Annotated in this window: 13 protein-coding genes; 8 read left to right on the forward strand and 5 right to left on the reverse strand. The window is 67.7% G+C overall.

Going from position 1 to position 14,257, the window contains the following annotated elements:
• Positions 1 to 40 precede the first annotated feature (40 nt).
• The gene (locus ACFC4D_RS05195) at positions 41 to 724 is read left to right on the forward strand and encodes a nucleoside/nucleotide kinase family protein (protein ID WP_364637597.1); all 684 of its coding nucleotides are present in this window, start codon (positions 41 to 43) and stop codon (positions 722 to 724) included.
• Here ACFC4D_RS05195 and ACFC4D_RS05200 read toward each other — a convergent pair.
• On the reverse strand, positions 709 to 1,581 hold the full coding sequence (locus tag ACFC4D_RS05200) for a PfkB family carbohydrate kinase (RefSeq protein WP_376061920.1): 873 nt from the start codon (positions 1,579 to 1,581) through the stop codon (positions 709 to 711). The genes ACFC4D_RS05195 and ACFC4D_RS05200 overlap by 16 nt on opposite strands.
• A 51-nt stretch (positions 1,582 to 1,632) precedes the next feature.
• On the opposite strand from ACFC4D_RS05200, the gene ACFC4D_RS05205 reads away from it, so the two are divergent.
• Positions 1,633 to 3,012 carry a TerD family protein gene (locus ACFC4D_RS05205; RefSeq protein WP_376061921.1) on the forward strand — a complete coding sequence of 460 codons (1,380 nt, stop codon included), beginning with the start codon at positions 1,633 to 1,635 and terminating at the stop codon, positions 3,010 to 3,012.
• 78 nt (positions 3,013 to 3,090) lie between these two features.
• Here the strand turns inward: ACFC4D_RS05205 and ACFC4D_RS05210 are convergent, their stop codons facing one another.
• Both ACFC4D_RS05210 and ACFC4D_RS05215 read right to left on the reverse strand, forming a co-directional pair.
• Entirely contained in the window at positions 3,091 to 3,921 is an 831-nt protein-coding gene (locus ACFC4D_RS05210) for an SDR family oxidoreductase (protein ID WP_376061922.1), read from the reverse strand.
• Positions 3,918 to 5,516, reverse strand: coding sequence for an aldehyde dehydrogenase family protein (locus tag ACFC4D_RS05215; RefSeq protein ID WP_376062241.1), 1,599 nt, complete (start codon positions 5,514 to 5,516; stop codon positions 3,918 to 3,920). The genes ACFC4D_RS05210 and ACFC4D_RS05215 overlap by 4 nt, the downstream gene beginning before the upstream one ends.
• A gap of 306 nt (positions 5,517 to 5,822) precedes the next feature.
• On the opposite strand from ACFC4D_RS05215, the gene ACFC4D_RS05220 reads away from it, so the two are divergent.
• Positions 5,823 to 7,070 carry a PucR family transcriptional regulator gene (locus ACFC4D_RS05220; RefSeq protein WP_376061923.1) on the forward strand — a complete coding sequence of 416 codons (1,248 nt, stop codon included), beginning with the start codon at positions 5,823 to 5,825 and terminating at the stop codon, positions 7,068 to 7,070.
• 21 nt (positions 7,071 to 7,091) lie between these two features.
• Here the strand turns inward: ACFC4D_RS05220 and ACFC4D_RS05225 are convergent, their stop codons facing one another.
• Entirely contained in the window at positions 7,092 to 7,376 is a 285-nt protein-coding gene (locus ACFC4D_RS05225) for a DUF2277 domain-containing protein (protein ID WP_364637607.1), read from the reverse strand.
• 201 nt (positions 7,377 to 7,577) lie between these two features.
• Here ACFC4D_RS05225 and ACFC4D_RS05230 point away from each other — a divergent pair, with 201 nt between their 5' ends.
• Positions 7,578 to 8,441: a DUF1266 domain-containing protein gene (locus ACFC4D_RS05230; RefSeq protein ID WP_364637609.1), complete on the forward strand. Its 864-nt coding sequence runs from the start codon at positions 7,578 to 7,580 to the stop codon at positions 8,439 to 8,441.
• A gap of 60 nt (positions 8,442 to 8,501) precedes the next feature.
• Here ACFC4D_RS05230 and ACFC4D_RS05235 read toward each other — a convergent pair whose 3' ends face one another.
• Positions 8,502 to 9,431 carry a hypothetical protein gene (locus ACFC4D_RS05235; protein WP_375962313.1) on the reverse strand — a complete coding sequence of 310 codons (930 nt, stop codon included), beginning with the start codon at positions 9,429 to 9,431 and terminating at the stop codon, positions 8,502 to 8,504.
• A 303-nt stretch (positions 9,432 to 9,734) separates the two neighbouring features.
• On the opposite strand from ACFC4D_RS05235, the gene ftsH reads away from it, so the two are divergent.
• The 4 genes from ftsH to folB all read left to right on the forward strand — a co-directional run bounded on the left by ftsH (position 9,735) and on the right by folB (position 14,257).
• Positions 9,735 to 12,095: an ATP-dependent zinc metalloprotease FtsH gene (ftsH, locus tag ACFC4D_RS05240; RefSeq protein WP_364637613.1), complete on the forward strand. Its 2,361-nt coding sequence runs from the start codon at positions 9,735 to 9,737 to the stop codon at positions 12,093 to 12,095.
• A gap of 232 nt (positions 12,096 to 12,327) precedes the next feature.
• Positions 12,328 to 12,948, forward strand: a complete 621-nt coding sequence (folE, locus tag ACFC4D_RS05245) for a GTP cyclohydrolase I FolE (protein WP_375962315.1) — start codon at positions 12,328 to 12,330, stop codon at positions 12,946 to 12,948.
• A gap of 77 nt (positions 12,949 to 13,025) precedes the next feature.
• Positions 13,026 to 13,883, forward strand: a complete 858-nt coding sequence (folP, locus tag ACFC4D_RS05250) for a dihydropteroate synthase (protein WP_376062242.1) — start codon at positions 13,026 to 13,028, stop codon at positions 13,881 to 13,883.
• Positions 13,880 to 14,257, forward strand: coding sequence for a dihydroneopterin aldolase (gene folB, locus ACFC4D_RS05255; protein ID WP_375962318.1), 378 nt, complete (start codon positions 13,880 to 13,882; stop codon positions 14,255 to 14,257). Before folP ends, folB begins: the two co-directional genes overlap by 4 nt.

Raw genomic sequence — 14,257 nt, forward strand, 5'->3', positions numbered from 1 at the left:
GCGGCAACGATTTTCGGGTCGATTCCGTAGGGTTGGCGGCGTGACCCGCGGCAGTGTCGAAACTTCCCTGGCGGAGCTGGCGTCGCGTATCAGGCAGCGCGCCGATGGACAGTCCGGTCGGTTCGTCCTGGGGATAGCCGGACCGCCCGGTGCGGGCAAATCCACCCTCGCGCGCGGTGTCCGCGATGAATTGAATCTGGCCGCGGGGACCGCCATCGCGGAGGTCGCACCGATGGACGGATTCCACCTCACCAATGCGCAATTGCGGGCGCTCGGCGAACTCGCGCGCAAGGGCGAACCCGATACCTTCGACGCCGCCGGATATGTGGCCCGGTTGCGCGAACTGCGCGAAACCCCACTCGGACAACCGGTTCCGTGGCCGACCTACGATCGCGAGATCCACGAACCGGTACCCGGCGGTGTGGTGTTCGACCGGCAGCGCATCATCGTCACCGAGGGCAACTACCTGCTGCTGAACGATCACGGCGCGCCCGGCTGGTCCGCGGTGCGGCCGCTGCTCGACGCCACCTGGTACCTCGATGTCCCGCGACCGGTCATCGAACAACGCCTGGTGCGCAGGCATATTCGCGGCGGCCGCAGTCCCGAGGCCGCGCGCACCAAGGTCGCCGAGAGTGATCTGCTCAATGCCCGCCTGGTCGAGGGCACCCGCCCCAGCGCCGATCTGGTGCTGCGCAAATTCGGCCGCGCCTACCGCATCGTCTGATCCATCCAGGCCCGGGTACCGACGGAAACGCACGAGCGCGAAGCGACCTCGGCCGCATGCCGCAGCGCCGCCGGGAACGGTTCGCCGAGCTGATGGAAATGACAGAACGCGCCGTGCAGGATATCGCCCGCGCCCAGGGTGTCCACGGCATGCGTTGTGCCGATGGGGATTTCACCGCGTTCCCCGGGCATGGAATAGGTGATGGGGTGCGCGCCGTGCGTGACGGCCACCCACGCCGGGCCGATCGCGTGCAGCTGGTCGAAGAGTTCGGCGGGAGCGACACCGGGTGGGGCGAAGGCCGCCGAACAGATGGCGATATCGATCAGCGGCAGCAGTTCGGTGTGCACCGGCCGCCAGCGCCCCGCGTCCAGCACCACCGGGATGCCGCGCTCGCGCGCCGCCGCCGCGATCCGCAGGGACGGTTCGGCATAGTGCCCGTCCACCAGCACCACCGCCACCCGGTGCAGGTGTTCGGCGGCCTCGCTGTCGAATGGCGCGTATACGCGGGAACCGTCCAGCGACACGATGGTTCGCGTCGCCGCCGCGGTCGCCACGATGATCGAGGACACCGGCGGCTGCTGCGCGCTGTCCGGCGTCAGATCGGTGACGCCGACCCCGTGCTGGTGCAGATCGCTCCGGATGAGCTCCGCCAGTGGATGTTTGCCCAGCGCCGTGACCAGCGTCGGCACCCGGCCGGACAGGTGCGCGTAGGCGACCGCGGCATTGGCGGCCGGACCGCCCGCGCCCAGGAACAATTCATCGGCCTGGGTCTTGCTGTCCTCGGCGGGATACCGGTCCACCGCGTACGCCAGGTCCAGGGTGGACAGTCCGATGAATACCGCTCCGTTGTCGTCCATCAGGTGACGATACGGCGCTACCGTGGTGGAAACGGGGAGGTAAGGCAGGCAATGGAATTGACCAAGGGCGCGAACGCGCCGATCAACGCGGACGAAGTGGTCGTCGAGGTCAGCGCGGCCACCGCGGTGGATGTGGCGGCCCTGCTGCTCACCGCCACCGGCAAGGTCCGATCCGACAGCGATTTCATCTTCTACAACCAGCCGGTCGGTCCCGGCGTCACCGCCCAACCGCCCAACCGCATTCGGATCGCCACCCGGCAGGTGCCCGCCGAGATCGACCGGATCGTGGTCACCGCCAGCCTTGACGGTTCCGGACCGCCCAACTGGGGCCGCGCCGGACGACTCACCATCACCGTCGCCGATCCGACCGGGCGCACCACCCTGGCCAGTTTCACACCCACCGATCTGAGCACCGAGACCGCGCTGATCGGCGTGGAAATCTATCGGCGGCAGGGGAGTTGGAAGGTGCGCGCCGTCGGCCAGGGCTACGCGAACGGGCTCGCCGGAATCGCCACCGATTTCGGCATCACCGTCGATGACGCGCCCGCACCGCAGCAGGCGTACACGCCGCCACCGGTCAACTATCCGCCGCCCGCGCCGACGACGGTGAATTACCCGCCACCCGTGCCGAACTATCCGCCGCCCGCGCCCACCACGGTGAATTACACGCCGCCCGCGCCGACGACGCCGAACTATCCGCCGCCGCCGTCGTATTACCCACCGCCGCAGCAGAATCCGTATCAGGCACCGCCGCCGCCGTACCAGCAGGGTGCGCCGCAGCAGCCGTACGCGCCGCAGCCGCAGTCCTTCACACCTCCGCCGCAGCCCAGGTTCGGCGAGGCGACGGTCAGCCTCGACAAGGGCCGAGTGTCCCTGAGCAAGAACGAGACCGTCTCGCTCACCAAGACCGGCGCGCCCTCGCTCACCCGCGTGAAAATGGCGCTCGGCTGGGATCCGGCCAAGCGCGGCAAGGATATCGACCTCGACGCCTCGGTGGTCGCCTACAACCGGCAGGCCAAGGAATTGGGCAAGGTCTGGTTCGTGAAGCTGTCCGCGTTCAAGGGCGCGATAAAGCATTCCGGCGACAATCTCACCGGTGCGGGCGAGGGCGATGACGAGGTGATCACGGTCGACCTGCCCGCGCTGCCCCCCGACGTGTACGCCCTGCTCTTCACCGTGAATTCCTACTCGGGCCAGAAATTCGACGAAATCGCGCGCGCCTTCTGCCGTTTGGTCGACGATTTCTCCGGCGCGGAACTGGTGCGTTTCGAACTGTCCCGCGGTGATCGCCGCACCGGACTTTTCATGTGCATGCTGACCCGTGCGCCGCAGGGCTGGAATATGACCGCACTCGGCGAATATGGCGACGGCGCAACGGTTTCCAAGATGATCGATCCCGGAAAACGTTTCGTGCTGGCCACCGTGCACTGATCACGACACGGAAACGACAACGGGTTGCGGCCGAATTGCTCTCGGCCACAACCCGTTTCAGTTCTGAACGCGGTGAAACTAACCGCGTACCCGTGATTCGTACGCCTTGCGCGCACCGGAGTCGACATCGTCCAGGAACGCGCTCTGCGCACCCAGCGCCCGCCCCAGCGCATCACCCAGCGCCTCCGGCAGCAGCCCGACCACCTGCGAGATGAGACCCGCCACCGTGGTCACCCGCACCTTGGATTTGGGCTCCACGATCAACCGGGTGATGGCGTCCGCGATCTCCTCCGGCTCGGCCGGGCGCAGCAGCGCCGGCGTCGAAACACCGGACCCCAGTTCGGTTTTGGTGAGCGTCGGCAGCACCGACGAGAACCGCACCCCGGTGCCCCGGTACTCCTCGCGCAGGGTGTCGGTGAACCCGAGCACCGCGTGCTTGCTCGCGTTGTAGGTGGCCAGACCCGGAATATGGGTCTCCCCGGCCAGCGACGCGATATTGATGACGTGGCCCCTGCCGCGCGGCAGCATGCGCGCCACCGCCAGCTTGGAACCCAGGATCACGCCGTACACATTGATATCCAGAATGCGGCGGGTGATCGCGTCCGGCTCGTCCACCAGTCGCCCGGTGGGCATGATCCCGGCATTGTTGATCAGCACATCGATCGGCCCGAGCTCCCGTTCGACGTCATCGAGGAAGCTCTCGAACGACTGCTGATCGGTGACGTCGAGCCGCCCGTACACCTCGAAACCCCGTGCGGCGCCGGACTCCTTGACGCTCACCTCGTCGATATCACCGATGGCGATCTTCGCGCCGAGCGCCCGCAACGCCGTCGCGGTGGCCAGCCCGATACCGCGCGCACCACCGGTGATCACCACGACCTTGCCGGAAATCCCACTGAAGTCGGTCACTTACCGGTCCCCTTCACGGTGTCGAACACGGCCTGCACGCTCAACCGGCGCAGTCCGCGCGCACCCGCGGCCCGCATGGCGGCCAGCGAGAACGCCAGCTTGGTCGGCGAATACGGGAACCACAGCAGCTCTTTGGTCTGCGTCGGCAGGATCGGCTTGGTGATGGCCTGCTGCCGGCAGTACTTGCGCACCCCGTTCGCGCCACCCCAGCGCGCACCCACGCCGGACAGCCCCCAGCCGCCCATGGGCAGCGCGAAACTGAACATGTTCGCGAATACGTCGTTGATATTGACCGCGCCCGCATTCAGCTGGCGCGCAATGCGTTCCGCGCGATCCTTGTCACCGCTCCACACCGACGCGGACAGGCCGTAGATCGAATCATTGGCCAGCCGAATGGCTTCCGCCTCATCGGCCACCTTCATGACCGGCACCGTCGGGCCGAAGGTCTCCTCGGTCATACAGCTCATGGAGTGATCGACATCGGCCAGCACGGTCGGCTCGAACAGCGTGCCGACACCGGTGCGCTTACCGCCGGTGAGCACTCGCGCACCCGCCTTCACGGCCTCGTCGACATGCCGCTGCACGATCCCGGCCTGCGCCTCGTTGGCCAGTGCGCCGATGTCGTACTTGGGTTCCCGGCCGTCCACGCCCTGCCGGACCTCCTTGACGGCGGCGGTCAGCTTCTTCAGGAATTCGTCGTAGACCGGCGCTTCCACGTAGACGCGCTCGACCGAGATACAGACCTGCCCGGCGTTGAACAGGCCGCCGAAGGCGATACCGTGCGCGGCGCGATCCAGATCGGCGTCGGCGAGCACGATGGCCGGATCCTTACCGCCCAGCTCCAGGCTGTACGGAATCATCCGCTCGGTGCAGGCCGCGGCGATCTTGCGGCCGGTCGGGGTGGACCCGGTGAACTGCACGTAGTCGACATGGCCTACGACCGCCGCACCGGTCTCGCCCGCGCCCGTGACGATATCGAGCACCGGCGGCGCACCGATCTCACGCCAGCCGCGCACCAGCGCGACCGCCGAAAGCGGGGTCACCTCAGAGGGTTTCAGAATGACGGCGGCACCCGCGGCCAGCGCCGGAATCACATCGATCACCGGCATGGCGAGCGGGAAGTTCCACGGCGTGATGACACCGACCACCGGATACGGCCGGAACACCCGGGTCAGCGACTTCACCCGGGCCAGCGGGCTGTGCGGCGAAGGATGTTCGTCCGCAAGGAATTTCGCGGCCCGGCGGGCGTAGTACCCGGTCAGGTCGATGGAGAACGCGGGATCGATGAGCGCGTCGATGCGCGCCTTACCGGTCTCGGACTGCAGGATGTCGGCGAGCGCGTCGGTATTGTCGACCAGCCAGTCCTGGAGTTTGAGCAGCCATTCCTTCCGCCCGTCCGGGCCGATGGCCTCCCATTCGGGCTGATGCAGGCGCAATTCGGCCACCTTGGCCGCCACCGTCGCCGCCGAATCGATCGGCACCGTGCCCGCGATCTCGCCGGTGGCGGGATTGCGCACCTCGAGCTCGGTCGGAATCACCTGTGCGGCAGCCGGTTCCGGTGCCGCGGCGGCGGCTTCCGGAGCGGCGGCGACCACGGCCGCGGGCTCCACCGGGGCGGCGGGCTCGGCCTTGGCCGCCGGTTTCGCGGCCGCCTTCTTGGCGGTGCCGTTGGCGGCGGCCTTACGGGGTGCGGTCTTACGGGCGGAACCCGCGGCGGGCTCGGTATTGGTCACGGTGTGCTCTCCCACGTGCGCTGCATTGCGAACCGGTTCGGCTCCGTGAGCTGTGCGACAGCTCACTGAACTATGATCGTGACACAATTTCGCCGGGACATTCTTGGCTTCTGGGCTCAAGGATTCCGGTCGCTTTTGTGCTCTGGAACCAAAGGGGAAGGTCCACCCGTGGCCATTATCGAGACCAGCGAGGCCACCCGGCAGTGGATCGCCGATTTCGTCGCGGAAAACCTGCGCACCGAGAACCTGGAACAGGTGCTTACCCGCCTGGACAGCGCGATCATCGCCCGTGTTCCCGAACTCCGCGACCGGGATATGCGCCGCGATCTGTCCGCCAGCACCCGCGCGCACGCCTACGAGGTGCTCAGCGGACTCACCCAGGACCGGTTCGACTATCCGGTGCCCGAACAGGCGCACGCCTTCGCCCGCACCGTCGCCCGGCGCGGTCACGATGTGCGGCTGCTGCTGCGCGTCTACCACGTCGGCCAGGAGGCGCTGCTCGACTACATGACCGAGATCGTCGGTCAGGGACAGCTGCCCCGCGAGATCGAAAGAGATGTCCTGCTAAGGCTTTTCGACCGTTCCACCCGCTGGATCAGCACCTCGGTCGAGGCGCTCACCGACACCTATATGCAGGAGCGCGAGAGCGGTCTGCGCGCCGCGCTCAATCAGCGCGCCGAAATCGTGCGCGCCCTGCTCGGCGGCGGCGAACTCGATATCGAACTCGCCTCCGCCCGGCTCGGCTACCGGCTCGCACAGCGACATCTGGCCCTGGTCCTGTGGACCGATGAGGACACCACGCTCACCCCGCCCGACGGCTCGGACGATATCGCCGGACTGCTGGACCGCGTCGCCGCCCGCTGCGCCGGCGCCCTCGGCAACGGCAGTGTCCTGACCGTCCCCTCCGGGGCCGCGGCGCTGTGGGCGTGGATCGGCCTGGACGATGAGCTCCCGGACTCCGCACGAGCCGCCTGGCCGGTCGAAACGGCCGTCCGGGTGGCCGCCGGGGTGCCCGCCGCCGGGGTCGCCGGATTCCGCGGCGGACACCGCGAGGCCATCGCCGCCCGGCAGGTCGCCGAACGCGCCCGGCCCGGGCTACCGGCCGTGGTGCGCTATCCCGACGTCGAGGTGGCCTATCTGGCCGGAGCCGACGAGACCGCCATGCGGGCACTCATCGACAGGGAATTGGGCGCGCTCGCGGCACCCGACGCACAATCGGCGCGCCTGCGCGAAACGCTGCACGCCTATTTACGCGCCCGCCGCAGTCCGGACGCGGCCGCGAAAATACTGGGCGTACACAAGAACACCGTGCGCTACCGAATTCAGCGCATAGAAGAACTACTCGATCACTCCATCGACCGGCGCGGCCCGCGCCTGGAGATCGCGCTCGACTGCGTGGCCGTCTACGGCGTCTGAACCGGACGCCTTCCGCCCGCTCTAGCTCGCGTCCTCATCGCGGGCGGCGGCCTCACGAGCGGCGATGCGGCGCAACGGCGGCTCATTGTCCGCCGCCACCGGCACCCGCCGATCCGGCAGCTCCGCCAGCAGCTGCGTGGTGGCGGCCGCGATGGCCTCCACCGCCTTGTCCACGGCCGGTTTCGTAGCGGTCGTCAAGCCCGAGACGCCGCTGATCTTGCGGACGAATTGCTGCGCGGCCGCGTAGATTTCCTGGTCCGTCGCGGGGGGCTCCAGCCCGCGCAGGATGGTGATATTTCTACACATGCCCGAGAGAGTAATGCCGGAATTAAAAGCATGACAGGTGAAGAAACAAGAGCTTGCCGGACAGCACGTCCGAGGTTCGCGGCCGTCCCGCTTCTGGACTGAGTGGAGCGGGGGAGCGAAGCGGAGGAGCGGAGGGAGGGAAGAAGTGGGACATCAGGGCCGTGAACCCGCCGGAGCGAAGCGGAGGCAAATAAATCGCTGATGAGTAAGAATCGAGGCATGCCCGCCCGCGACGTGCCAACGCTGACGACTTTCCCCTACCCGGAGCTCGACCAGCGCGAGGAAGACCACTGGTCCGGCGCACAGGTCTCCGACGACGAACTTCGCGCTCTGGCGCTCGGCGGTTTCTACTCCGCCCGCTGGGACGCCTTCCACGACGCACTGCTGCTCGGACCCGAACGCGAGCATCCCCTCGGCGACCGCCGCGAACTCGCCATCGACACCCTCACCGGAGCCTGGGGCATCACCGACGGCACCGAGGCCATGGCATCCATGGAGCAACTCCTGGAGGGCATGCATTCACCGCTCTACGCGCTCGTGCATCCACTGGTGATGGCGGGCATCAATTCCCCCGAACGCGACCGCTTCGGCGAGCGCGCCGACCGGCATCGCGCGTTCCTGCGCCAGGTCGGTTCGTTCCGCGGGATGGAGAATCCCGAAGCGCTGGTGCGCGATTACGACATCTGGTCCCAGGCCATCAAACTCGGCCTGACCGAACATCTGGTGCGCCCGCTGCCCACCGATATCCAGGCGTGGGATCTGGCCCGCGTCGTCGCGGTCAGCCGGATGGCTTACACCGCAGGCTATTTCGAGGCCGATGTGGCCTGGGACTACCTCATGCGCGCCCTGCCGCTGGCTCAGCGCAAATACCGCAACTGGCGGCAATTCGGCGATGCCTATCTGGCGGGGTGGACCTACTGGCAGGCGTGTGAGGATCTCGCCGAACTCAAATCCGGCGGGGTGGACCGGCGCATGGAACTGCTGCGCCTGTGGATGCGCCCGACCAGTCCGTGGCGGCGCATCGAACTCCAGCCCGAGGCGGAACCGGAACAGCCGGAGGACTAGGCCCATCGACTGACCCGCCGCACGGCGGGTCAGTTCTCTTTTTCCTCGGCCGGATTCTTCTCAGTCGGGCAGGGACCGCAGAATGCCACGGCCGTAGCGCTGGAATTGCGCGTCGTCGACCATGGCGAGGGAGTGCCGCTCGACGAGCAGCTCCCATTCGGAGTAGAGCTTGTGCACGCCCGGATCGGCGGGACCGGCTGCCCCGTCGGCGGATTCCCGTTGGATCGCGAAATTCAGTGCGCCGGTGACCCTTTCGGTATCGGCGCGATCGGTCCCGGTGAAATGCCAGGACAGGTTGCCGTCATTCACCTCGACGCCGTACTCGCCCGGCGCGGTGCCCGAGCCCGCGGTGTCATCGGTGGTGCGCGCCCACAGCAGGGCCGCGATGGGTAGCTCGTGCGCGAACCGCTTACCGGTGCCGAGCGAGATGAACATCAGCCGGGTGGTGCTGACCGCAAGCAGCCCAGCGCCTTTCGCGGCGGGCGGCTGCGCGTTCACGAGCGCGGCCTCCAGCAGATACTCATCGGCGGTGACATAGCGGTGCAGCGCGGCGACGGCCGGTTTGGCATCGCGTTTGGGCGCCATCCGGCGCACCGCGCGATCCACATCGGCGCGGGCGGGACCGGTGCGGCCCCAGGACGGTGCGGGCGGATTCAGGTCGGGGGAAGCCACATCCAGGCGCTGGGTGGCCAGGATCTGATTGTTGATCCGCTCGACGATGACGGTGGCGGCGGGCACATCGTGTTCGGCGATGAGCACCGGCAGGGGAGTGCGGTCGGCGGGCACGCCGGTGAGCACGGGGGTGGGATAGCGGAGATAGATCTCGATGACGACGGCGTCATCCGCGCGCCGGTTCAACCGCACCTTGAGGAGTTCGGCGACCGGTACGTCGAGCACGCGCTCGCCGTCCGTTCCCGGCCGCAGCACCGTCAGTCGCCCGTTGCCGTGCCGCACAATCGCTGTGGGTGTCCGTAGCTCGACTATGTCCATACCCCCTGCGCTCTGTTGTGTCGTCGCTCACGATGGGACGACCATGCCATCATTGTGACCACTCGGTCCGACACCAGGGGGTGACCGTCCCGACGTGTTGCCGCAGATGGTCGGGGAACCACCCGCGTTCTTTAGCCGTTTACCTGTTGAACTGCATTAGCTGCCGAACTGCGCGATGTAACGACTCGACCCTACGGGGTAACGTGGCATGTCCGCATCCGTTCGCTGGAACGGGCGCGCCACAAGCATCGCAGGCAAACCGGATACACCCCCCGGAAAGGACTGGCCGCCGGCCGACGCTCTATGACCCGCAAGAATGTGTTCCGCAACCTGGCCATAGTCGCGGGCTTCCTGCTCGTGATCTATCTGGTCAGCATCTTCAGTGATGACACGCGCGGCTGGCAGAAGGTCGACACGTCGGTGGCGCTTTCCCAGCTGCAGAACAAAGACAATGTCGACAACGTTCAGATCGACGACAAAGAACAGCAGCTGCGCATCACGCTGAAGAACGGCAATGATGCGACCAGCGGCGAGAAGAAGATCATCGCCAAATATCCGGGCGGTGGCGAGATCTCGCAGCAGATCTTCCAGGCCGCGCAGAATTCCGGCGCCAAGGTCAACACCTCGGTGAAACAGGATTCCTGGCTCAGCCAGATCCTGCTCTTCATGCTGCCCATGGTGATTCTGCTGGGCCTGTTCATCTTCGTGATGTCCCGCATGCAGGGCGGTGGCCGCGGCGGCATGATGGGCTTCGGCAAATCCAAGGCCAAACAGCTGTCGAAGGATATGCCCAAGACCACCTTCGCCGATGTGGCAGGCGCCGACGAGGCCGTCGAAGAGCTGTACGAGATCAAGGACTTCCTGCAGGCCCCGGCCCGCTATCAGGCCCTGGGCGCGAAGATCCCCAAGGGCGTGCTGCTGTACGGCCCGCCCGGTACCGGTAAGACGCTGCTGGCCCGCGCGGTCGCGGGTGAGGCGGGCGTCCCGTTCTTCACCATCTCCGGTTCGGACTTCGTGGAGATGTTCGTCGGTGTCGGTGCTTCCCGCGTGCGTGATCTGTTCGATCAGGCCAAGCAGAACAGCCCCTGCATCATCTTCGTCGACGAGATCGACGCGGTCGGCCGCCAGCGCGGCGCCGGCCTCGGCGGTGGCCACGACGAGCGTGAGCAGACGCTGAATCAGCTGCTGGTGGAGATGGACGGTTTCGGTGAGCGCACCGGCGTCATCATCATCGCGGCCACCAACCGCCCGGACATCCTGGATCCGGCGCTGTTGCGCCCGGGTCGTTTCGACCGGCAGATCCCGGTGAGCAATCCGGATCTCGCGGGTCGCCGCGAAATCCTGCGGGTGCACTCGCAGGGCAAGCCGATCGCGACCGATGCCGACCTCGAGGGTCTGGCCAAGCGCACCGTCGGCATGTCCGGCGCGGACCTGGCGAACGTGATCAACGAGGCCGCACTGCTCACCGCGCGTGAGAACGGCACCGTGATCACCGGTGCGTCCCTGGAGGAATCGGTCGATCGCGTGATCGGCGGCCCGCGCCGCAAGTCCCGCATCATCAGCGAGCACGAGAAGAAGATCACCGCCTACCACGAGGCCGGGCACACCCTGGCCGCGTGGGCGATGCCGGATATCGAGCCCGTCTACAAGGTCACCATCCTGGCCCGCGGCCGCACCGGCGGTCATGCCATGACGGTGCCCGAGGACGACAAGGGCCTGATGACCCGGTCGGAGATGATCGCCCGCCTGGTGATGGCCATGGGTGGTCGCGCGGCCGAGGAACTGGTGTTCCACGAGCCGACCACCGGCGCTTCCTCCGATATCGACCAGGCCACCAAGATCGCCCGTGCCATGGTCACCGAATACGGCATGAGCGCCCGCCTGGGCGCGGTCCGCTACGGCCAGGAACAGGGCGACCCGTTCCTGGGTCGTTCGATGGGCACCGCCTCGGATTATTCGCACGAGGTCGCCCGCGAGATCGACGAGGAGGTGCGCAACCTCATCGAGGCCGCGCACACCGAGGCGTGGGCCGTGCTCAACGACTACCGCGATGAGCTGGACGCCCTGGCGACCGCGCTGCTGGAGCGGGAGACGCTGCACCGCAAGGATCTCGAGGTCGTGCTCGCCACCATTGAAAAGCGGCCGCGCATAACCGCTTTCAACGATTTCGGCGGCCGCACCCCGTCCGATCGCCCGCCGGTGAAGACCCCGCGCGAGCTGGCCACCGAACGCGGCGAGCCGTGGCCGGAGGAGCCGGTGCGCCCGGTCGTTCCGGTCGGGCAGCCCGCCAACGGCTATCCGGCGGCCGATCCGGCCTATCCGGGCGGACAGCAGTACGGCGGCTACCCCGCTCCCGCTCCGGCCGGTTATCCGCTGCCGCAGCCGGGCGGTTATCCGCCGCGGCCCGCGGGCACGCACGGTTCCCGTCCGGATTACGGCGCTCCCGCCGGATGGTCGGCCCCGGGCTGGCCGCCGCAGGAGGATCAGCCGCAGACGCAGCCGCCACAGCGGCAGGCGTACGGGGGCTGGGCCCCCGCGGGTGGTCAGCGGTACACGCCGCAGCCGCCGCAGCAGCCGGACTACGGGCAGCAGCAGCCGGAGGGCCAGCAGCCGCCCGCCGGTGAGGACAACGGTGAGTGGGACGGACCGAACGGTCGCCGCTGATCGAGCCCCGGATAGGCTCATCTGGTTCGCGGCCCGGTTCGGGTCCGGTCCGGTAGGTGCGGGCCCGCGCGACGGGCGGTGAGGTTCCGCGCGCGGGTGGGTGCACCACCGCACCGCGTGCGGGTGCACCGCTCGCGGCGGGCGCCACGCCTGGTGTCCGGGCCCGTACCGGCGGCAGCCGCGTACGCCGCACCCTTTTCCACGTGCGGCAGTTCTCTACAGGAGGTGTCGATTGTCGGCCAACAACCGTGTCGTCTCCGGTCCGATCGCGCTCGACACCGGTCGGCCGTTCGATCAGGATCGCGCAGAGGCCGCCGTTCGCGAATTGCTGCTCGCGGTCGGTGAGAATCCGGATCGTCCCGGTCTCGCCGATACCCCGGCCCGCGTGGCCCGGGCGTACAAGGAGATGTTCGCCGGGCTCTACACCGAGCCGGACAAGGTGCTGGACACCACGTTCGACGAGGGGCATCAGGAATTGGTGCTGGTCCGCGATATCCCGATGTACTCGACCTGTGAACACCATCTGGTGGCGTTCCACGGTGTCGCGCACGTCGGTTATATCCCGGGCGCGCACGGCCGCGTGACGGGTTTGTCCAAACTGGCGCGTTTGGTGGATATGTACGCCAAGCGCCCGCAGGTGCAGGAGCGCCTCACCAGCCAGGTCGCCGACGCCCTCATGCGCAAGCTGGACCCGCGCGGCGCGATCGTCGTGGTGGAGGCCGAGCACCTGTGCATGGCGATGCGCGGAATCCGCAAGCCCGGCGCGAGCACGACCACCTCCGCGGTGCGCGGTCTGCTGCAGACCAATGCGTCCTCGCGCGCCGAGGCCCTGGACCTCATTCTCCGGAAGTGAGCGCACCGACCATGACCGAAAGCGGTTCGCGGGGGACGCAATTGGTGCTGCCCCGCGGGGGCCGCACATGTGTCGTGATGGGCGTCGTGAACGTCACCGCGGATTCGTTCTCGGACGGCGGCAAGTTCCTGGATGTGGGTGCGGCCGTCGCGCACGGGTGGCGGCTGTACGAGCAGGGCGCGGACATCATCGATATCGGTGGTGAGTCGACCCGTCCCGGCGCGCACCGGGTCTCCCCGGAGACCGAGGCCGCACGCGTCGTCCCGGTGATCCGGGAGCTCGTATCGCTCGGCGTCCCGACCAGTGTGGACACCATGCGTGCCCGGGTGGCCGAGGCCGCCATCGAGGCCGGTGCGTCGGTGGTCAATGACGTCTCCGGTGGCCGCGCCGATGCCGATATGGCGAAAGTCGTTGCGGCGGCCGGTGTTCCGTGGATTCTCATGCATTGGCGCGCGGGTGCGAACTATGAGCACACGGGCCCCGCCGAGCACTATGGCGATGTCGTCGCCGAGGTGCTCGCGGAATTGCGCGATCAGGTCGATGTGGCCGTCGCCGCCGGGGTGGATCCGGGCCGCCTGGTGCTGGATCCGGGTCTGGGTTTCGCCAAGAACGCGGACCATAATTGGGAATTGCTCGGTGCGCTACCGGAATTCGTGGCGACCGGGCTGCCGATTCTGATCGGCGCCTCGCGTAAGCGTTTCCTCGGTTCGCTGCTGGCTGATGCCGATATTCCGCGTCCCCCCGCCGGTCGCGAAACCGCGACCGCCACCATTTCCGCCCTGACCGCCGAGCACGGCGGCTGGGGTGTGCGCGTGCACGATGTGCGCGCCTCGCTGGACGCCATCGCGGTCACCGATGCCTGGCGCAATGCCCGGCGGGCCCGCGCGGGCGGGGTCGTCGACAGGTGGACTTGGACACAGGGAGAACAACTTTGAGCACCGACCGCATCGAATTGCGCGGCCTGCGCGTCTTCGGCCATCACGGCGTCTTCGATTACGAGAAGCGGGACGGCCAGGATTTCGTGGTGGATCTGACCGTGTGGACCGATTTCGCGGCCGCGGCCAAATCCGACGATATCGCCGACACCATCCACTACGGTGAGCTGGCCGATCTGGCGGTGCGCATCGTGGCGGGTGAACCGCGCGATCTGGTCGAGACGGTGGTGTCCGAATTGGCCGACGCGGTGATGGCCGATACGCGAATTCGCGAGGTCGAGGTGGTGTTGCACAAGCCCTCCGCGCCGATTCCGCATAGCTTCGAAGATGTCCGGGTCGTCACGTCCCGTCGGCGCGAACCGGAGGAGGCGTAG

Source organism: Nocardia sp. NPDC056000 (assembly GCF_042269265.1).
GTDB lineage: Bacteria > Actinomycetota > Actinomycetes > Mycobacteriales > Mycobacteriaceae > Nocardia.